Below are 21488 nucleotides of genomic sequence, written 5' to 3'. Positions count from 1 at the left end.
TAATCGATCCTATCGGTTAAATATTTCTGCGTATTGAGTGTCTTTAAAGCCAATGTGTAATTGGTTGTCAACGATTAAAATAGGGCGTTTGATCATAGCTGGAGCCAATAGCATTTGTTCTATGGCGCTGGACTCAGTTAAGTTCTCTTTGATTTCACTGTCTAATTGACGAAACGTGGTTCCACGTTTGTTCAATACTAGTTCCCATCCCAATGTTTGACAGGCACTCTGCAACCACTGTTCATCAAGACCATCCACACGATAATCATGAAATGTGTATTCAATTTGCTGATTATCTAACCATTTTTTTGCTTTTTTAATGGTGTCGCAGTTTTTAATGCCATACATAGTGATCATAATAATTACGTCTTCTTAATAGTTTTAGGTGTTACAGGTTTTGGTACTAAGGAAAAAATAGGATCCGCACCTATTTGCACATGTTTATGAAAAACTTCAATCGACTTAAATGCTGTTACATCGAGTAAAATAAAATATAAATAAACAGGTTTGATATATTGATTCATTCGAAATAAATCAAGGTGTAAAAGAGGTTGATTAATCCTAACCGTTTGACCGATTGAAGTCAGGTTTTGGATGCCGATGCCATGAAATTTCGTGTATTCAAACGGAAACTGTAATAAGAAGCGTAACTTGTTTTTCGCTTGAATGATGATTTTACCGTGACTAGGTACGATATCTATTACTGTACCGCTAATGGGCGAATTTACCTGATGCCCCTCCATTTTTATTACTATACCTTCTCCACAGCTTAAATAAGCAGACTGCTCACCATCCAACTCCGCAATATTTAATACTTTACCCGTAGCTGGGGCGGTAATTTTGATGCCCTTAGCCAAGTCAGGAGTGGTAAAGTTAACTATAGAGTGTAATAACATATTGGTGAGGTTAAGCCGCGTCAGTTAACACTTTATAACCGTCTTTTCTTAATACTTTGATAGCGGTGGCTACTGAGTCTTTTTTTACTAATATATAGTCGGTATCAAAAGTAGAAATAGCAAAAATACTGACATTAGCAGCGGCTAACACGCCTGAAATATTTGATAATATTCCGGTTAAAGAAAAACCTAACGGACCCAATACCTCTAAAGCTATCCAATTATCTTCATGTTCAATGCTGTCTAATTTTAACGATGTAGGGCACACTATTGATAATTCATCGTAGGTCTTACTAATAAAATAGATGGGACAAGCAAATACTTCAGGTGGGACGGTCTGTTCATGATCAAAACTATGTACGGAAAACGTTTCTGTTAATACTTGTAGAGTTTGTTTTGGCATAAATGAACAATCCTTTTGAAAAGTCTAAAAACGTTATCTGTTGAATATACTATGTTTAGTCAAAAATAACAGTGATCAATTGGCTAAATTAATAAGAGTAAAACTATAAGTTATGTCTACTTAATGATGCTTTTAAAATTAACTCCAATGTTTTCCACAATATCTGTGGATAACTTTGTTAAGTACCAATTTGTAAGTCTGTATCCTATTGTTTTTAAACGGATAAAATAAAGGGTTAAAAAGTGTTACATTTTGAACAGTCGTACAATTAACTCCCACTTATTAACCAAATATATTAAGGTTAATAAACAAAAAGAGACGTTAAGGTCTCTTTTATCATGTTTTACTCATTAAATTTAAAGTTTACTCACCGGCTTGAATTGCAGTTAACGCAATGGTGTAAACAATGTCATCAACTAATGCTCCACGAGATAAGTCATTTACTGGTTTTCTCATGCCTTGCAACATAGGGCCAATACTTATTACATCGGCACTTCGTTGTACCGCTTTATAAGTGGTATTACCGGTATTTAAGTCTGGGAAAATAAACACTGTAGCTTGACCTGCCACTGGGCTGTTTGGCGCTTTTTTCTTAGCAACATTTTCCATGACCGCAGCATCATATTGTAAAGGCCCATCAATAATCAGATCTGGTCGTAGTTTTTTAGCAATCTCAGTGGCTTTTCTGACTTTATCAACGTCCGCACCTACACCAGAGGTACCAGTTGAATAGCTGATCATAGCAACTTTAGGTTCAATACCAAATGCTTTAGCTGAGTCAGCTGATTGAATTGCAATATCGGCTAACTGTTCGGCGTCTGGGTCTGGGTTAATAGCACAATCACCATAAACTAATACTTGATCTGGCAATAACATAAAGAAGATAGATGACACCAGTTTTGAGTTAGGTGCTGTTTTTACTAACTGTAATGGAGGGCGGATTGTATTAGCGGTTGTACTCACAGCACCAGACACTAATCCATCAACTTCATCTAACGCTAACATCATAGAGGCAAGCACAACGTTGTCCTGTAATTGTTCTTCAGCAACAACTTCGGTTAACCCTTTGTGTTTTCTTAACTCAACCATAGGTGCAATATAACGATTACGGATTTTGGCAGGGTTTTCTATGATCACATTTTCATTAAGCTCAACACCTTGTTGAGATGCGACTAATTTGATCTCTTCTGCATCGCCTAACAACACACATTTGGCGATACCACGTTGTCCGCAGATAGCGGCAGCTTTAATGGTTCTAGGCTCGTTACCTTCAGGCAGTACCACAGTACGTTGAACTTTCTTGGCTTTATCAACCAATAAATACCTAAATGCAGCAGGGGACAATTTTCGAGACTTAGCAACATTTTGGATCATGTCTTTGATCCAACCTTTAGAGATATGATTAGCGGTATGTTCTTTTACGCGTTCTATTCTTTGCTCATCATCGGTTGGGACTTCCATGTTAAAGCGTTGTAACAATAATGAAGTTTCCCATGTATCTGTTTCGGTAGACAAGACAGGAACACCGGTTTCAAATGCTTGTTTACAAAGATTCAAAATAGTTGGTTCTGGCATAAAGCCACCGGTTAACAAAATAGCGCCGAGTTTGGTGCCGTTCATGGCGGCAAGAGCTGCTGCAACTAGAACATCTGAGCGGTCTCCTGGTGTCACTAATAAAACACCCGGTCTGACACGTCCCAAAATATTACCGACGGTACGAGCACAAAAGGTAATACTTCTTAAACGTCTAAACTCCATATCGCCTTTGTTTAATACTTTAGCATTTAGGTAATGTTGTAAATCTTTAACTCTTGGAGCAATAAGTTCAGGATCCCAAGGCACGCAACCTAACATTTTAAATTTGTGTCTAAAGATAGACATTTGCTGATATTTATAAGCAACATCTTCAAGTTCAGGTTCCGCTAATTGCTCGGTAAAGTCATTGGCTAAATTACCTTGAATGTCACGCGGAGCGTTCACTTTATTAAATATACAACCTATGACTTGTTCTTTATTAAAGCCACCATAATTATTAGCTGCAATTTCAAGTTGGTCTTCTAACGAGTCAATTGGCTCGCTACCAGGAGCAATAACAAACACGACATCTGCGCCAAGAGCAGACGCAATTTGTCGGTTGATCTTATTTGCATAAGCTTGGTGTTTGGTAGGCACTAAACCTTCAATAACTACGGCTTCATTAGGATCTATATGTGATTCAAAACGACCAACTATCTCTTCTAACAACACATCTACATTACCGTCACCAATTAAGGTTTCTGCATAGGTTAAATCAAATGGTTCTGGCGGATTAAGGTGAGACAAGTTTCTAAATATTTCAGTACTTCTTTCAGGACCTTTATCACCGTGCATTGGCTGGGAAATCGGTTTAAAGAAGTTAACGTTAACGGCTTGACGTTCCATTGAACGGACTAAACCCATCGTAATAGAAGTTAAACCAACGCCAGATCCTACCGGCACTAACATGATTCTATGTGACATATTATTTACTCTCAGATAGTTGTGCTGCGTCTTGGGCGATGACCCATTCTTCATTTGTTGGTATAACCAATACTTTAAACTGTGAATCAGACGCTTGAATTGCACCTGCGGAACCAAAACGAGCTGCCTCATTTTGCTTTTCGTCTAATGCAATTTTTAAAATAGATAGTTGGTTAATGATTTGCGTTCTAATGTAATTTGAATTTTCACCTATACCACCGGTAAACACGATTGCATTTAAATGTGAAAGGGCAACGGTATAAGAAGCAATATATTTAGCCACACGATAACAAAAAACATCTAAAGCTAATTTTGCTTGTTGGTGTTTTTCAACATCATCACCAAATACAGCATCTTCAAGTGTACGACAGTCGTTACTCAATTTTGATAAACCCAATAACCCACTTTGTTTATTTAACAAGTCATCAATTTGTTTGGCACTGTAATTATGTTGGTTCATTAAATAAATAATAAGCCCAGGATCAACATCGCCACTACGTGTGCCCATCACTAATCCTTCAGCTGGGGTTAGACCCATAGAGGTATCAACACTTTCTCCATTTTCAATGGCACATATCGAACAGCCATTGCCTAAATGAACCGTGATCAAAGAGGTTTGTTCAGCGTCTTGTTGTAAATGTTTTGCCGCTTCACGACTAACAAAATAGTGGCTAGTGCCATGGAATCCATAGCGGCGTATGCCTTTTTCTTTATAAAGATCATTATCTACTGCATACATAAATGCTTTCTGCGGCATAGTCTGATGAAAGGCGGTATCAAATACGGCAACTTGCGGTAATGCAGGGAAGGTAGCTTGCGCCGCTTTAATACCAACTAAGTTTGCCGGATTATGTAATGGCGCTAGACCACTGGTTTTTTCTATTGCGGTTATAACGTCATCATTAATGACAACCGAAGACGTAAACACTTCTCCACCATGAACCACTCTGTGACCTACCGCGGTTAATGATTCACTTAAATCATTAGCATGTAACTCACTAACTAAATATTCTATCGCACCTAAATGCTGATTGTTGTTAACTAACGCAGTAACTTGTTTATTGCCGTTGAATTTTACGGTAATGGTTGCTTCGTTGGAGCCTAAACGTTCAGCTAAACCGGTTATTTTAGTTTCACCGGTTGTGCTATTAATTACGGCAAACTTCAAAGAAGAGCTACCGCAGTTTAAAACCAGAATATTTTTTTCAGTGCTCATAGTTACCTTAAGTTTTTGAACTTCATAATTAAAGTTGTATTCTAGTACATATGCTCTAATTAAGAAATTGTTATAGTGATGCAAAATCTAATATTATTAGGTTATTGTTAACATCAGTTAGACTCAAACACAATTGCATTAAAGGTGAATGTTATTTTAGTTGCTACATTAAATTCAGGTTATAAATTTAGTCAAACGTGGCCAAAAAAAGAACCTTATCTATTATCATTTCCTCAGACCGGTTATATCAAGCTAGCTGATCTCTCATTAACGGTTGCGCCTATCATTGCGTTTATAACCGCATATTTACAGTTGTTTTATATAGGCATGGATAACTTAAATACCACTATCGCTATGTCTTTACTTATTTTGTCTTTACCGGTTCACGGCTACTTTTTATTAGGTAAACAAGCAGAAGCCGATTTACCAAGTGGTTTAAGAAGTTGGTACCGAGAAATAGAACAGCAATTACAAAGCAGTGACGTTGAAATCAAGCAGCGCGTTAATCTTAATAAATCAAAAGCACACAAGCTGACTTATATGGATTTGGCTAAGTTGTTGAAAGTTAGATTTGAGCGGAAGTAATATTAAGGCTATAAGCTGTAAGTCTGTCTTTTGATCACAAGTCGAGTTCTCGCAACTCATTATAGGACCCGACTAATAACATAAGTACATTCCAACCTGAAACTAACAAGGCTGAAACTAACAAAACTAACAAAACTAACAAGGCCACCTAAAAATAACAAGGCCACCCACCTCAATTTGACAGTTATTTAAACTGCACTAGACTTGCTTGTACCTATATTGATACAGGTGAGTTTGCTTATGCCTAGACCCAGAGAATTTCAAATTAGCTTATCGGATACGCCGTATTATCATTGTATTTCAAGGTGTGTTCGTAGGGCATTTTTATGTGGTGAAGATAAACAAACCCATCAATCTTATGAGCACAGAAGACAATGGGTAGAAGATAAGCTGTTATTTCTCCCTCAAGTATTTGCTATTGAAGTCTGTGCTTATGCAGTCATGAGTAATCACACACACTTTGTGTTACATGTAAATGAACAACAAGCACTTAACTGGAATACAACAGAAGTTCTAACTCGTTGGCATAAGGTGTTTAAAGGCACATTACTGACACAGAAATATCAGTCCTTAGCAGAAAATGAACGTGATACGTTAAGTCAATCAGAGCTTCTAGCCATAGAGCAAACCACCGTTATTTACAGAAAACGCCTAATGGACATAAGTTGGTTTATGCGTGTATTAAATGAAAGTATAGCAAGACAAGCGAATAAAGAAGATAACTGCACAGGGCGATTCTGGGAAGGACGTTTCAAATGCCAAGCCCTCTTAGATGAGTCAGCCTTACTTGCCTGTATGGCATATGTAGATTTAAACCCAGTAAGAGCCAAAATGGCAACCACACCAGAAACCTCCAGCTACACCAGCATAAAGCAACGCATTAAACATATAATCCAAAACCAACAACAACCAAGCACATTAAAACCATTCGTTGGTAATCCAAGAAAAGATATACCAAACGGTATTCCTTTTGAACTAAATGAATACATAGAATTAGTAGAGGTGACAGGACGTTGCATAAGAGAAGATAAAGCAGGGCATATAGACAACAACCTACCAAGTATACTCACACGCTTAAACATAGAGCCTGAGAGCTGGTTAATAATGACCAAGCAATTCACCAAAGTATTCCATGGTGCAGTAGGTAATGAGCAGGTATTACAAAACTTCAGTGAGAACTTACAACTAAAACGACGACCAAACTTATCGAGTTGTAGAAGATTGCTAGCTTAACCCCCAAAAAAGCCTGTAAAAAATTAACCAAAAAGACAAAATATCAAATCAGAATCCACTGAGATAAGTGCATATCTAGCATTCACCCAAAAGTTAAACCAAGCCAAAAAGACGAGTAAAAGCGTACAATTACACTCAATATTTCAAATTAAACTTCGATTAAAAATCTACAATTTATTTTAAGTTTACAAATTGTCTAAGTTTAATTTAAGGTGGGTGGCACTGTTATTTTCTGTTATTTTCCATTTCAAATTAAACTTCGATTAAAAATCTAGAACTTACTTTAAGTTTACAGATTGTTTAAGTTTCATTTAAAGTGGGTGGCACTGTTATTTTCACTGTTATTTTCAAATTTAATCACAACACAACCGGTCAATTTTGATAGCGCTATTATTTAATATGCGTTTAAATACTTCAGAAGCCTCACAGTTTAATGGCTAACCTAACAACACTTTTAACATCTAAATTAAGGGAATATAATGGTCGTCAATGCCATCACTAAATTTTGTAAATTCGCAGTAATACCTTTGTTACTTGGATTTCCTATTGCCATTATTGCCTACCGTTTAGATATTTGGTCTATGGGTATTTCATTTCAAATCATAAAATACACAGGGTTTATAAGTATTGCCGTTTTATTGCTTGCCCTTGGTTTAGCTGTGTTCGGTTTGGTTAAGAAACAAAAGCCGGTAACCATAACTGGTGCAGTGGTGGCCATATTATTAGCTATACCTGTTGTAGGTTTATCCATGCAAGCTGCCAAAGCTAAGTCATTACCATTTTTACATCAAGTGACTACAGATACGGTTAATTTACCAGAATTCGAATTGATTGTTGGCTTACGTGGTGAAAACAGTAATCCATTAGATTATGACAGTGAGAAGCTAGCGCCATTGCAACAGGCTGCATATCCTGAATTACAAACGATTCATAGCGACTTAAACATGATACAAGCTTTCAATAAAGCGGTGAATGTTGCTAGTAATTTAGGTTGGGAAATAGTGGCCAAGGATTATAAAAAAGGAAAGATTGAAGCGGTAGATACCACCGCACTATGGGCATTTAAAGATGATATCGTTATCCGAGTACAAACGACTGATACAGGCAGTAAAATAGATTTACGTTCAATTTCTCGTATTGGCGGTAGTGATCTTGGTGCAAATGCGGCACGGGTGAGCAAGTTCATTACAGATTTTAACGCTAATTAATACTAAGACCCACCCTAGTTAATTATGGGGGCATATCATTTATCCACTAAAAAAGGCTGTCGTTGGAAGTAACGACAGCCTTTTATTATTAAGCCAAAGCAAAGAATTAAACGTTATCTTTGGTTCGTTGTAGTAGGGATTATGTTTTTAATGGTTAATTTATATCAAATACTAAATTAAAGGTAACTGGTATTTGAGTGGTGATAGATGGCAAGCTTGCAATATCTCTAAGATCATTAATGCCTTCTACCAATTTAAAATCAGCAGCCTTTAATACAACGGGTTTTAGCGAACTAACATTTAGTGAATTATTCATTAACTTAGTGACCTGAATATCTGCAACCAATTCATCTTTCACTCCATGTAAATCTAAAACTAAGGTTTGCTTAGTTTTGAACGACTCACCAGGTTTTAATTGATTAACATCTGCAACATTAATGTCGGCACTTATACTTGCCTTAGGATACATGTTGGTTTGAAACAATAAAGATTGTATGCGTTCATTACGGATAGGGATCAATGTTTCTACACTGGCCAAATTGATCTCTATATTGGCTTTCCCTGACGAGTCTTTAACTGAACCGGCTAATTGTGAGAAGTGATGAACTTCTACAATGCTCGACTTTTTAACTGAAATAAAGTTTAAATTAGATTTATCATTGTTAAGTGTCCAATCAGCAAAGCTTGAAGCAGATACTAATGTTAATAGTAATAATGACAAACGTGACGTTAACTTAGGTGTTAATTTCATTGTTATTCCTTTTATCTTTAAATATCAAATACTGACCAAATTGGCGCATGATCAGATGGTTTTTCTATTCCACGTAATTCGTAATCTATACCGGTGTCAGTACATTTATCGTTTAGACCATGCGTAGCTAAAACAACATCTATACGTAATCCACGGTTATCGTCAAAGCCTTTAGAACGGTAGTCAAACCATGAATATCTATCATCCGTAGTAGGGTGTTGTTCTCTGAATGTATCTTTAAATCCCCAATCCATTAATGTTTTCAACCATTCACGTTCTTCTGGTTGGAATGAACATTTGCCGGTTTTTAACCAACGTTTTCTATTGGGTTCACCAATACCAATGTCTAAATCCGTTGGGGAGATATTTATATCGCCCATTACTACAACATTTTCACTGGCATCTTCATGGCTAATTAAGTAATTCATCAAGTCAGAATAAAACTGTCTTTTGTATGGAAATTTTACCGGATGATCAATTGCTTCTCCTTGCGGGAAGTAGCCATTAAGCACGGTTATTTTGTTGCCCATTTCTGTCGTTACTGTGACCATAACCATACGTTTTTGATGATCTTCGTTATCGGTAGGGAAGCCTTTTTGTGAGTGTGTCATTCGCGCTGCTACATCATTACGTACCAACATAGCGACACCATAATGTGCTTTCTGACCATGAATGATAGGGGTATAACCTAAGGCTTCAACCTCTTCAAAAGGAAATACATCGTCGTGAGCTTTGGTTTCTTGTAATCCAATAATATCTGGATTGTGTTTTTCAATTAATGCAGCAAGTTGATGAATACGGGCTCGAATGCCATTTATATTAAAAGAGATGATTTTCATAATAATTCTTATTAGATGTTAAATACTTATATGGTGTGATCATGCCTTTATCTAAATTTGATAGCAAAGGAAAACAACGAGAAATTTAAAATTAACTATTTATACAATATCAATTTTAAACATCAACAAGTAACATGGTTAAGGTTAACAATGGGAAATATACGACAATGAGCGTTAATTCAAAAATAGAGCGTATTTTGAATTAAGCTAAATGAAGTTGCAGGAAATACAATTAATGACACAACAATCCCCTATAGGGATCTTTGATTCGGGAGTGGGTGGCTTGTCCATCGCAAAAACGATTCAAAATATAATGCCGGGCGAACAGCTCATTTACATAGCCGATCATCAATTTAGCCCTTATGGTAATAAAGCCACAGACATTCTTAAGCAACGAACTAGTTTAATTGTGGAATATTTTATTAAACGTGGCTGTAAAGCTATCGTTGTCGCTTGTAATACGGCTACGGTGCATACCATCTCTTATCTACGCACATTAACCGACATCCCAATTATTGGAGTAGAGCCTGCGTTAAAACCGGCATCTCAAATGAGTAAAACAGGATTAGTTGGATTGTTAGCAACGCAGCAGACGATTAACAGTGATTCATTATTACGATTAAAGGCTCGGTTTGAAGATAAAGTTCAGGTGGAGCTTGTCCCTTGTCCTTTGTTTGTGGACTTGGTGGAACAAGGTCAACTTAACACAGAATACACTCGACAAGCGGTAAAGTCTTATATCAAACCTTTAATTGAAAAGGGGATAGATCACTTGGTATTAGGTTGTACCCATTATGCATTTTTAATTCACAGTATTAGCCAATGCATAAACGAGTTAACGTCTAAGCCTGTGACTATTATAGAGCCGTCTATGCCTGTTTGTTTAGAATTAAAACGTCAGTTGGAAACAAGAGGGATATTAAATAAAGGTATTTATGTTAGTCCATGTGAAGACGTAAATGATCAAAGTAAATTAGAGTTTCTTAGTACTAAACTAGAAAGCGCGGACTTATCTGCCGGCATCAAGTTAAATGGTCTATTTAGTTTGTTATGGGGAACACCCATAGACGTCAACACTATTGAGTTAGCTCACTAATACACTAGTTAATATTAATATTTAATGTAACGTATAAAAAAAGCCATCGTACGATGGCTTATTTATGGTTAATTCGTATAAAGCTAAGCAGCTTTGTTTTTTAGCTTTTGACTTGCGCGGTATTCACGATAAGAACCGTGGAATATATCCATGCTGCTATCTTTGATCTCAATAACATGCGTGGCCAAAGAGGATACAAATTGGGTGTCATGGCTGACAAATATAAGCGTACCGTCAAATTCTTTTAACGCATGGTTAAGTGCTTCAATTGATTCCATATCTAAATGGTTGGTAGGTTCATCCATGACTAACACGTTTAAGTCCATCATCATTAATTTACCAAATAAGAGTCTGTTTTTCTCACCACCAGAACAAACTTTCACTTTCTTTTCGAAGTCATCGGCGGTGAATAACAGGCGACCTAACATGGCACGAACTTGAAGATCGTCATGTTTTTTGGTGCGCCATTGACTTAACCAGTCGAATAAACTTAAATCGCAATCAAAATCTGTTGTGCTGTCTTGCGGGCAGTAACCGATAGTGGCGTTTTCAGACCATTTAACCACACCGTTATTTGCTTTGATCTCGTCAATCAAACAACGTAAGAACGTCGTTTTACCTGCGCCATTTTCACCAATCACAGCAAGCTTGGCACCGGCTTCAAGAATTAAGTTACCGTTTTTAAATAATGGACCTTCATCATAACCATGTCCTAACTCTTCTAAAATAAGAACTTGGCGATGTAATTTACGATCTTGTTTAATCGCGATTGAAGGGGTACGACGACTAGAAGATTTAACTTCTGACAATTCAATTTTATCTAGCTTTTTAGCACGTGAACTGGCTTGTTTTGCTTTTGACGCATTAGCACCAAAACGGGCAACAAAGGCTGTTAACTCAGCAATTTCAGCACTTTTTTTGTCGTTTTCTGATAACAGCTGTTCACGAATTAACGATGACGCTTCAACAAAGTATTCGTAATTACCTGGATATATACGTAATTCACCATAATCAATGTCAGCCATATGTGTACAAACAGAGTTAAGAAAATGACGGTCATGGGAAATGATGATCATTGTGCATTTACGTTGGTTTAACACGTCTGCCAACCAATTGATTGAATGTATATCCAAGTTATTGGTAGGTTCGTCTAATAATAAGATATCAGGATTTGAGAATAGGGCTTGAGCTAATAACACTCGGACTTTATAACCCGGTGCCACTTGGCTCATTAAGCCAAAATGAAACTCTTCATCTATACCAGCTTCTAATAAGATATCACCGGCACGAGACTCTGCGGTATAACCGTCCATTTCAGCAAATTCAGTTTCAAGGTTGGCGACTTTCATTCCATCTTCTTCAGACATTTCTGGTAAAGAATAGATACGGTCACGTTCTTGTTTGATTTCCCATAATTTAGTGTCGCCCATAATAACGGTGTCAACTACTGAGTATTGTTCAAATGCGAACTGATCCTGACTTAATACCCCTAATTTATTACCTGGAGTAATGGAAACATTGCCTGAAGATGGCGATAGCGCACCACTTAAGATCTTCATAAAGGTTGATTTGCCACAACCATTGGCACCAATTAAACCGTAACGGTTGCCATGGCCAAACTGAGCCGAGATGTTTTCAAATAATGGCACAGCGCCAAATTGCATGGTGATATTTGCGGTAGTGATCAAAGGGTATTTCCTGATATGTGGGGCTTGCAGAACCATAACTGATCTGAATGCCAGTTATTGCCAACTAGAGCGCGCGCATTATACAGAGCATTAACTCTAAAGTCGACCTTCACTGTCGATTAATTAAACAAATCTGTTTCTTAATATATTTATTAAAGAGTTATAAGTGCATTAACATTTTCGGGAAGATTTAGGCGTGGTAAATGATTAGTTGTAGTTATGAGGTGATTTAATTATTGTTAGGCTATTCAATGAATTATAAAGTTTTTATGATTATCAAGATTAGAAACTTTTTATAAACGACACGAGAAAATTTCTACAAAATGCACTATTTAATTATTGTCATTTCTTTATTATCAATATTCACTCATGCTTCTGAAGTCAAGAGCACTTGTACAGCCAAACTTGATGCTTTTATAGGGAACTATGAGATATATAGGGAACAGAGCTTAAATAATCATTATTCGACTTGCATGCCAACGAACCAATCAAAAATACAATTAAAAGGAAAACCGGACTCTAGTGTTGAAATAAACGGCTTTGTTGTGGGGATTGAACGTTTTTGGCACAAAGAGTTAAATCAAATTATTAAAGTCACCAGCAAAGCGGGAGGTCATACGACCATAGTCAGACTGTTAGCCACCCAACGTGGCGCTGACCAATTTACTGCTGATTTTGATGTCACGTTTAGTTCTTCTATGGCATATATAGTTGTATCTAAATCTGCTGATGGAAATTTAATAGTGACCACAAGAGATAATCACCGAGGTGATAATTGTCAGTGGATAACGGAAGATGTATTTGTCATGGAAGGCGTTAAATTTAACAAAATATCTACGATAGAATTACATAGGAAGTGCCTTTAGCACTAAAACGGATTTGTATATTGTTGGTCTAATAGTTAACCACGTATAAGTAGTTAACTATTAGCCTAATGTTCATTGATTAAAAAGAACAAATGAGTTTAACGTATGCGCCAAGCTCTAAAACTACGGCCTTTTAATTTGCCTTTTTCTAACTTGTGTAGGGCGTCTTTAGCAACCGATTTATGCACAGCAACATAAGCGCAAAAATCCAATACGTTGATTTTACCAACGTCTTTACCCGCAATGCCGTCTTTACCTGTAAGTGCTCCAAGGATATCACCTGGACGTACTTTATGTTTTTTACCGCCATCAATGCGAAGGGTCGCCATTTGCGGTTCAAAGATTTCTTTTTCTAAAACAGACGCATCAGGTAATTCAGACTCTTTTATGCGGATATCCATGTAGTCTTCGATTTCCACTACCTTGTATGAATCTTTATTAGTAAACAAACTGCAAGCAACCCCTTTGCTACCAGCACGACCTGTTCTACCAATACGGTGAACATGGGTATCGGCATCATGGGCTAATTGGTAGTTGATTACGGCATCTAAGTTGTCTATGTCCAATCCACGAGAGGCAACATCCGTTGCTACTAATATTGAAATACTCTTATTAGCAAAACGTACCAAAGTTTGATCTCTGTCTCTTTGTTCTAAATCACCGTTTAATTCAATTGCACTAAAGCCTGAATCTAACAAAAAGTCTGTTACTTCAACGGTTTCTATTTTGGTATTACAGAAAATCACACAAGACTCAGGCTGGTATTGCATTAACAAAAGCTGAATGGCTTGTTTACGTGCGTCATTGTTATCAACATTAAAGAATTGTTGATCTATGCTAGTCCCAGAATGAGTAGACTCTACTTTAACCATTACTGGGTCTTTAAGTAACTTACCTGCAATGCCTTTAATTTGATCTGGGAAGGTGGCACTAAATAACAAAGATTGTCTGTTTTTAGGAGCTAAGTCGATAATGGCATCTACCGCATCTTGGAAACCCATTTCCAACATTTTGTCAGCTTCGTCTAACACTAATGTATTTAAGTTATCTAGGTTTAAACGACCACGATCTAAATGGTCAAGTATGCGTCCTGGTGTACCAACTATGATATGTGCACCGTGCTCTAATGATCCAATTTGAGGTCCCATAGGTACGCCACCACAAAGGGTTAATACTTTAATGTTGTGGATACCACGGGCTAACTTTCTAATTTCTTTTGCTACTTGGTCAGCAAGTTCACGGGTAGGGCATAATACCAATGACTGAATACGAAAACGTTTTACATCTAAGTTTTGTAACAGACCCAAACCAAAGGCAGCCGTTTTACCAGAACCGGTTTTGCCTTGGGCAATAACGTCTTTACCGTCAATGATCAAAGGTAAACTTTGCGCTTGAATTGGAGTCATTTCGTTATAATCAAGAGTGGCTAAATTACTTACCAAGTCTGGTTTAAGTGCCAATGATGAAAATGATGTTTGTGTCAAAGTAGTACCCTAGATGTATGCGAACAATAAAATTGGCGCGATTATAACAGCTTAATGGTTAACTAAATATGAGAGATAACCTTAATTGTTATTTCTTTTGTTTACATTTCAAAATGACAAATTAATCTAGCAGCCTATGTATGAGTATCATCACTATTAACTCAGACGACAAATTATTAATGGAAGAGCCTCTTTTATGTTCCACCTTTTTTTACACTTTTTAGTTCCATTGGTTATTGCTTGGGTATTTTTCAGAGATGATTGGCAAAAAGCATTGTTAATAATGATGTTAACTATGCTGGTGGATGTTGACCATTTATTAGCAACGCCAATATATGACCCACTACGCTGCAGTATTGGATTTCATCCCTTACACCAATTGCCTTTAGTATTTGCGTACATTGCAATGTGTTTTGTTAAGCCGATGCGTTTAATCGGTATCGGCTTGGTCATTCATATGGCTTTGGACAGCATAGATTGTAAGGTAAACCTTGGTGTTTGGTTTATGTAAATTGGTCAATGAAAATACTAAACGTGTATCTCACCTTGCATATACAACACAGCTTGACCAGATATGATCACAACATCTTTGCCGTTTGAATTATCAATTTCACAATGTAAAACACCTTGGCGTTTTGAGGCTTGTAGAGCGACCAGTTTGTTTTTACCCAATTCCGCAGCCCAATAAGGCGCTAGTCCAGCGTGAATAGAACCGGTTACGGGATCTTCATCACCGCCATTGGCTGGCCAAAAGTAGCGAGAAACAAAATCATAGTCAGCAAAATTATTGGACTTAGCTTGTGCTGTGACAACTAAATCATAAGGGTCTAATGTCTTTAATAAGTCGTTATTGCGTGTAATATTGAGTACTTCGTGTTCTGTTTCACATATTACAAAATAAGCTTGTTGGTTTTTTAAAACTTGTTTGGGTTTAATAGAAATAGCATCTAGCAAAGCTAGAGGAATATGCTCTGCAATCGTAGGTTTTAAATTAGGAAATTGCATTACGATAATGCCATTTTCACCTTTATTGACTTCTAATATGCCCACTTTATCAGTATGAAATACTATTGTGTTTAGATGTGGATTATCAGTAAATAATACAAACGCTGACGCTAAGGTAGCATGACCACAAAAATCAATTTCAGTTATCGGTGAAAACCAACGAATCGCGAATTGATTGTCGTTAATTGGTTTTATATAGGCAGTTTCAGAAAGGTTATTTTCAGCTGCTATATTTGCCATCGTTACTACTGGTAGCCAATCGTTATGTATTATGACTGCTGCAGAATTACCTTTGAACAAAGTGTCAGTAAATGCATCAACCACTCTCATTGTTAATTTCATAAATGGATAACTTATTATTTGGATATTATTGTCGATATATAAATTAACGCGGTGCATTACTTTTGTCACCAACATATAACCAGTTAATAAATATCAATTAAGTTAGCCGTAATGTGATTACTGTGCTTAGATAGTTAAATAAACATTCAGTAGGTTTACCCTCGGTATGAGTCAAGAGTTAGATTTAAAGTTAGTGGTAAGAGTTGAACCCGGTTCTTTAGGCCCAGATGGACTTGACCACGTAGAGTCATTTTGTGTGGTCGCAGAAAAGGTATTTTCCAAAGTAGAATTTGCTAATTTAACATTTAAAATAGTACCGCGTTACGATAAAAAATTACCAGAGTTAGAGTTACTGATGAATCAAGCACCACTACCACAGCAAAGGGCTGTACTGGTTTTGGATAAACTAAATTTAACGTTTGAACTGATAGAAGAAGAAGTAATGGAGCGGATTTCAAAATTAATAGACCGATTTTTAGGTCATAAGTATTAACGACAAATTTTTTACCTACAGTTAACTTAATTTTGAAGGAAAGAGTAAGCACTTTATTTTTTGTAAAAAGCTAACTACGCTTTTTACAAAAGGAGTTATTAGTCTATGAATGTGAAAACACCTGGTTTTTCAAATGATTTGAATTTAAAGAGACTGTTAGATAATGCCCATATTGGTGTAGTAATACATTCATGGGACACCTCTGTATTGTATGCTAATCCCGTAGCATTAAGACTATTACGACTCTCCCGAGCGCAAATATTAGGCAAGATTGCTTATGATCCCCAGTGGCATTTCGTAGATGAAAGTGGCAGGATTTTGTCTGTAGATGAATACCCAGTGACAAAAGTAAAACAACTCAATAGCCCTTTAATTGATGAAGTTGTTGGTGTGGTGGATAGTAGTAACGATACGATAAGCTGGTTTTTAATCAATGCTTATGTAGAACGTGGGGAAAGTGACACAGATAGTTTTGTGGTAGTGACTTTTAACGATATAACGGATAAAAAACAATTATATTCTTTTGAAGAAATTGTTGAGAATACTCAGGACCTAGTGATCATTACCGAAGCGTCTACCATAGATAAACCGTTTGGCCCCAAAATTGTTTATGTTAATAAAGCGTTTGAAACCCTTACCGGTTATACCTCTGAAGAAGTGATTGGTGAAACACCAAGAATACTGCAAGGGGCATTGACTGATAAAAACTCCACTGACCGCATCAATAAGGCCCTTAAAGATAATCAAGCTATCACAGAAACCTTGCTTAATTATGATAAACAAGGGCGGCCTTATTGGATAGAAATGAACATTATGCCGCTAACCAATAAATTTGGTGAAGTTACTAATTTTGTTGCCATAGAAAGAGATGTGTCGGAAAAGAAATTCCATATTGAGCAGTTAAAAAGTAAAAATGAAGAGTTAAAAGCATTAAAAGTGGGTCTAGAGAAACGGGTGGAAGAAAGAACAAAAGAACTGATGAAGTTTAAGGTTAAACTTGAGCAAATTGCTTTTATTGATCAACTTACCAACATACCCAACCGCCGATATTTTATCGATCAAGCACAAAAAGTCATTCATTTAGCAAGACGTAATCATTTAACTCTAGCGTTTGGATTTATTGATGTAGATAATTTTAAAACAATAAATGATCAATATGGACACGTTACCGGTGATACAGTGCTTAAAGTGGTAGCGAATAGATTGGCTCAATCATTCAGGACTGAAGATGCATTTTGTCGTCATGGTGGGGAAGAATTTGCTTTTGTTGTCGCCGTATCTTCAAAGCAATGTATCTCTAAATTGGGGGACAGACTGTTAAATGAAATTAGGAATTGTTCATTTACCACTGAGAATGACGATGAGATCAATATCACCGTCAGTATTGGCTTAAAAGTTACGCAAGTAACAGAAAATACAGATTTGGAAAGCGAAATAAAAGACGCGGATGATGCGATGTATCAAGCTAAAAAGGCCGGTAAAGATAGGTATATGGTTTTCTAAACGATAGCCGTTTTTTATGTTGTTAAAGTATATAAAAAAGCGTGTCCTTTTCAATTTTTTAAGTATGATGCGCATCACTTAAAATAAGATAACAATTGTCTACTTTATATAAAGAGAAAATAACTTGGTCGCGATAAAAAAGATCTCATCTTTTGATGGTAACAGTACGAGTGATGACGGTTTATTTAACTTAATAGCACAAGATATTGAACAACAAGGTTACAGTATTCGTCCTGGCGCCTTACCGGTAGAATTAACAAATGCTTTGTATATCCACCAGCAAACCATGGAAACTGAAAAATTCAAAGATGCAGGTATTGGTCGAGGTGGCGAATATTTAAAAAATGAGTTTGTTCGTACCGATGAGATTTGTTGGATAACAGGTGAAAGTAATGCGGGCAAACAATGGTTAGATTGGAATGCGCAATTACAAAGTTATCTAAATCGACGTTTATTTTTAGGCTTATTTTCATTTGAAAGCCATTTTGCTCATTATGGTCCAGGTAACTATTATAAACGCCATTATGATGCATTTAGAGGTGAGGCAAACCGAGTATTATCCATTGTTGCTTATTTCAATTCTGGTTGGGTAAGTACAGATGGTGGTGAGTTAGTCATATACAAGGATGATAAAGACAAAGAGGGCACTAAAGTGATCCCTTTGATGGGAACCATCGTCGCTTTTTTAAGTGAAGAATTCCCTCATGAAGTATTAAAAGCGAACCGTGATCGTTATTCTATTGCTGGTTGGTTTCGAGTTAATACCTCTATAGCGGATAAGATTGATCCACCGTTATAACTCATAATATAACTAGGTTAATAACCAAAATAAATTAAGGTTAAACATTGTTTAAATCTATTCATCATGCCGCGATAATATGTTCTGATTACCCAGTTTCAAAACATTTTTATACTGAAGTGTTACAACTTGAAATAATCGCTGAAAACTATAGAGCGGATAGAGATTCATTTAAACTTGACTTAAAATTGCCCAAAGGTGGTCAAATTGAATTGTTCTCTTTTACCAATTCACCTCCCAGACCCAGTTATCCAGAAGCGCTAGGTTTGAGACACCTAGCATTTTGTGTTGATTCAGTGGAAGAGGTTCGACAATACCTGTTAGATAATGGGATTGAGGTCGAGCCGGTTCGAGTGGATGAATTTACCGATAAAAAGTTCACCTTTTTTAACGATCCAGATGGCTTGCCGTTAGAGCTATATCAGTGCAGTTAAACAGAGCTTGGTCATTTCTTATATTTAGTGAATATGTTATTTAATGAGGTACAGTTGATTAATGTCACCTTAGTTCATAAAAGCGCATACTTATAAACGTGTTCCTATGATAAAATCCTACTAAGTTATATTCCCAGTTTGTCCCACATTCAACGTGAATAAAACCAATTAACCCCGTTTATTTATTAACATTAAGAATAAAAATGAAATCTCAAGCTAAAGCTATTAGCAATTTTGAATTTATCTGTTTAATGGCCTTATTAATGTCTTTAGTGGCGTTAACCATTGATGCGGTTTTACCCGCGCTATCTCAACTAGGTACTGACCTGAAAGTCGCCAATGAAAATGACACTCAATTAGTGTTATCTTCGGTATTTTTTGGCATGGCATTTGGGCTGATGATATACGGGCCTATATCTGATTCTTTTGGTAGGAAAAATTCAATCTACTTAGGTGTCAGTATTTTTATTATTGGCGATCTTATTTCTTTGTTTGCCGTTGATTTTAATATGATGATCATTGGTCGTGTAATACAAGGCTTTGGCGCGGCCGCTTGCAGAGTTGTGAGTTTAGCAATGATCAGGGATAAATTTGAAGGTCCAGAAATGGGTCGAGTTATGTCGTTAATTGTTATGTCTTTCATAATTGTACCGGCGTTGGCTCCTTCGGTCGGTCAAGGCATATTATGGATTGGAGATTGGCGTGCAATTTTTGGATTTGTATTGTTGTTTAGTATGTCATCTTTATTGTGGTTGCACTTCAGGCAAGAAGAAACATTAGACCTTGATAAACGTTTACCTTTTACGTTAACCGCGATTTTTAACGGTATAAAGGAAACATTAACCAATAAAGTTAGCCGCAATTACATGTTAGCCAGTGGCGTAATATTTGGATCTTTTATTGGCTACTTAAGTACGTCACAGCAATTATTGCAAATCCATTATAAATTAGGGGAGCAGTTTGCTCTGTATTTTGGTGTATTAGCCCTAGCGCTTGGATTGTCGTCATTTAGTAATTCTAAATTAGTAATGCGTTATAAAATGGTTAACTTATGTTTAACAGCGTTACTAGGTTTGTTAATAAGCAGTAGTTTATTTCTAATATACTGTTTTGTTTTACAAAATGAACCAACGATATTCATGTTGATGATGTATTTATCCATTAGCTTTTTCTTTTTTGGCCTTTTATTTGGCAATTTAAACTCATTAGCTGTTCAACCTTTAGGCCATATTGCTGGCGTAGCTAATTCGGTGATAAGTTCCATACAAACGTTAATCTCCGTATTTATCGGTGGTGTTATCGGATATTTATATAATGAATCTGCTATACCGCTGACTGTTGGCTTTTTTGTTTGTGCTTTGCTCTCCATTGTTTTGATATTAAGAGCAAAGAAAAAAAGCAAATTAGTAACTGCAATATAGGCTCTTAAATAAGAGTCGCAGGCAAAGGGGATAATCTTAAATAAATGTTAAAAACTAATTATTCAGTTTACAATTACAATCAATAACAAATTGTTACTTATTAATTTTATTAGATAATTTGCTTTTTTATTAAATCATGGCTATCGTAAATTTGGTCTAATAAAGGAATATATTGTATGAAAATAGTTAAATTAGTTACTGTCGTTGCGTTAAGTTCTTTGGTTTTCGGTTGTGGTGTTTTTCCTTTTGAGAAAAAAGTTAAAGATAACCACTTTGTAATTGAGAACTACCGACAAGATATATCTACACCAAAAGAATACGTTTATTTAGCGTGTTACCGAAACAGACAGTCAGATTATTCTGAATCAAGAGAATTGATGGCGGGGCGTCATAATCTTTGGGTTAAAGCTCAATTTGATATCGGTGGTGAAGGTTATGTTAATTTTGATGTAACGTTAGATGCAGGTCAACGTTACGCATTAAAAAGACAAGTGACTGATAACAAAGCTGCTATTTGGATAGAAGAAACAGATACTGCTAAAGTGGTTTCAGAAGTTGTAACAACAGAACTGAAAATACCGAAAGTAGTCGATAATAAAATACGCATTGAGCAGTGTAAGTCGGGTACTGTTTAATATCACAGCAGTCATAAATCATTTTAATAAAGGACAATTGCACAACAATTGTCCTTTTTTATTGCCAATGTATAGGTGCATTCCCTTTATAA

General features: G+C 36.3%; 22 protein-coding genes. 12 read left to right on the top strand and 10 right to left on the bottom strand.

Annotated features, from left to right (window positions below; genetic code table 11):
• Positions 1-9 precede the first annotated feature (9 nt).
• From KO505_RS12580 to KO505_RS12560, 5 genes are all read right to left on the bottom strand, one after another.
• The gene (locus KO505_RS12580; protein ID WP_216055795.1) at positions 10-357 is read right to left on the bottom strand and encodes an ArsC family reductase; all 348 of its coding nucleotides are present in this window, start codon (positions 355-357) and stop codon (positions 10-12) included.
• Between the two features lie 5 nt (positions 358-362).
• Complete coding sequence (locus KO505_RS12575; protein WP_216055794.1) at positions 363-896, bottom strand: PTS glucose transporter subunit IIA; 534 nt, start codon at positions 894-896, stop codon at positions 363-365.
• A 10-nt stretch (positions 897-906) separates the two neighbouring features.
• Positions 907-1299, bottom strand: coding sequence for an ACT domain-containing protein (locus tag KO505_RS12570; protein WP_216055793.1), 393 nt, complete (start codon positions 1297-1299; stop codon positions 907-909).
• 363 nt (positions 1300-1662) lie between these two features.
• The gene (gene pta, locus KO505_RS12565; protein WP_216055792.1) at positions 1663-3798 is read right to left on the bottom strand and encodes a phosphate acetyltransferase; all 2136 of its coding nucleotides are present in this window, start codon (positions 3796-3798) and stop codon (positions 1663-1665) included.
• Position 3799: 1 nt separating this feature from the next.
• A complete protein-coding gene (locus KO505_RS12560) occupies positions 3800-5014 on the bottom strand; it encodes an acetate kinase (RefSeq protein ID WP_216055791.1) in 1215 nt (404 codons plus the stop codon).
• 144 nt (positions 5015-5158) lie between these two features.
• Between KO505_RS12560 and KO505_RS12555 the strand changes: the two genes are divergently transcribed.
• The 3 genes from KO505_RS12555 (at position 5159) to KO505_RS12545 (ending at position 8040) form a co-directional block, all read left to right on the top strand.
• A complete protein-coding gene (locus KO505_RS12555; protein ID WP_216055790.1) occupies positions 5159-5599 on the top strand; it encodes a DUF412 family protein in 441 nt (146 codons plus the stop codon).
• Between the two features lie 240 nt (positions 5600-5839).
• A complete protein-coding gene (locus KO505_RS12550; protein ID WP_216055789.1) occupies positions 5840-6832 on the top strand; it encodes a transposase in 993 nt (330 codons plus the stop codon).
• Between the two features lie 479 nt (positions 6833-7311).
• Positions 7312-8040, top strand: coding sequence for a DUF1499 domain-containing protein (locus KO505_RS12545; protein WP_216055788.1), 729 nt, complete (start codon positions 7312-7314; stop codon positions 8038-8040).
• Positions 8041-8194: 154 nt separating this feature from the next.
• Here the strand turns inward: KO505_RS12545 and KO505_RS12540 are convergent, their stop codons facing one another.
• A complete protein-coding gene (locus KO505_RS12540) occupies positions 8195-8791 on the bottom strand; it encodes a YceI family protein (protein WP_216055787.1) in 597 nt (198 codons plus the stop codon).
• 17 nt (positions 8792-8808) lie between these two features.
• Positions 8809-9630 carry an exodeoxyribonuclease III gene (gene xthA / locus KO505_RS12535; protein WP_216055786.1) on the bottom strand — a complete coding sequence of 274 codons (822 nt, stop codon included), beginning with the start codon at positions 9628-9630 and terminating at the stop codon, positions 8809-8811.
• 235 nt (positions 9631-9865) lie between these two features.
• Between xthA and murI the strand changes: the two genes are divergently transcribed.
• Entirely contained in the window at positions 9866-10726 is an 861-nt protein-coding gene (murI, locus tag KO505_RS12530; RefSeq protein WP_216055785.1) for a glutamate racemase, read from the top strand.
• An 83-nt stretch (positions 10727-10809) separates the two neighbouring features.
• Here the strand turns inward: murI and KO505_RS12525 are convergent, their stop codons facing one another.
• Positions 10810-12414, bottom strand: coding sequence for an ABC-F family ATPase (locus KO505_RS12525; protein ID WP_216055784.1), 1605 nt, complete (start codon positions 12412-12414; stop codon positions 10810-10812).
• Positions 12415-12887: 473 nt separating this feature from the next.
• Here KO505_RS12525 and KO505_RS12520 point away from each other — a divergent pair, with 473 nt between their 5' ends.
• Complete coding sequence (locus tag KO505_RS12520; RefSeq protein ID WP_216055783.1) at positions 12888-13280, top strand: hypothetical protein; 393 nt, start codon at positions 12888-12890, stop codon at positions 13278-13280.
• 98 nt (positions 13281-13378) lie between these two features.
• On the opposite strand, the gene dbpA is transcribed toward KO505_RS12520, so the two are convergent.
• Positions 13379-14764 (bottom strand): ATP-dependent RNA helicase DbpA, encoded by a 1386-nt coding sequence (dbpA, locus tag KO505_RS12515; protein WP_216055782.1) that lies wholly within the window; start codon positions 14762-14764, stop codon positions 13379-13381.
• 196 nt (positions 14765-14960) lie between these two features.
• Between dbpA and KO505_RS12510 the strand changes: the two genes are divergently transcribed.
• A complete protein-coding gene (locus KO505_RS12510) occupies positions 14961-15275 on the top strand; it encodes a DUF6122 family protein (RefSeq protein ID WP_252731781.1) in 315 nt (104 codons plus the stop codon).
• A 17-nt stretch (positions 15276-15292) separates the two neighbouring features.
• Here KO505_RS12510 and KO505_RS12505 read toward each other — a convergent pair whose 3' ends face one another.
• A complete protein-coding gene (locus KO505_RS12505) occupies positions 15293-16111 on the bottom strand; it encodes a PhzF family phenazine biosynthesis protein (protein ID WP_216055781.1) in 819 nt (272 codons plus the stop codon).
• Positions 16112-16277: 166 nt separating this feature from the next.
• Between KO505_RS12505 and KO505_RS12500 the strand changes: the two genes are divergently transcribed.
• The 6 genes from KO505_RS12500 to KO505_RS12475 all read left to right on the top strand — a co-directional run bounded on the left by KO505_RS12500 (position 16278) and on the right by KO505_RS12475 (position 21396).
• Positions 16278-16604, top strand: a complete 327-nt coding sequence (locus KO505_RS12500; protein WP_216055780.1) for a hypothetical protein — start codon at positions 16278-16280, stop codon at positions 16602-16604.
• Between the two features lie 105 nt (positions 16605-16709).
• On the top strand, positions 16710-18107 hold the full coding sequence (locus KO505_RS12495) for a sensor domain-containing diguanylate cyclase (protein WP_216055779.1): 1398 nt from the start codon (positions 16710-16712) through the stop codon (positions 18105-18107).
• A 124-nt stretch (positions 18108-18231) separates the two neighbouring features.
• A complete protein-coding gene (locus KO505_RS12490; RefSeq protein WP_252731780.1) occupies positions 18232-18906 on the top strand; it encodes a 2OG-Fe(II) oxygenase in 675 nt (224 codons plus the stop codon).
• A 47-nt stretch (positions 18907-18953) separates the two neighbouring features.
• Positions 18954-19340 carry a VOC family protein gene (locus tag KO505_RS12485; protein ID WP_216055778.1) on the top strand — a complete coding sequence of 129 codons (387 nt, stop codon included), beginning with the start codon at positions 18954-18956 and terminating at the stop codon, positions 19338-19340.
• A gap of 203 nt (positions 19341-19543) precedes the next feature.
• Complete coding sequence (locus tag KO505_RS12480; protein WP_216055777.1) at positions 19544-20761, top strand: multidrug effflux MFS transporter; 1218 nt, start codon at positions 19544-19546, stop codon at positions 20759-20761.
• Between the two features lie 176 nt (positions 20762-20937).
• Positions 20938-21396: a hypothetical protein gene (locus tag KO505_RS12475; RefSeq protein WP_216055776.1), complete on the top strand. Its 459-nt coding sequence runs from the start codon at positions 20938-20940 to the stop codon at positions 21394-21396.
• Positions 21397-21488: the final 92 nt, after the last annotated feature.

It is taken from the genome of Psychrosphaera sp. F3M07 (assembly GCF_018860345.1).
Taxonomy (GTDB): Bacteria; Pseudomonadota; Gammaproteobacteria; order Enterobacterales; family Alteromonadaceae; genus Psychrosphaera; species Psychrosphaera aquimarina.
This window is presented reverse-complemented; position numbering and strand designations above follow the sequence as displayed.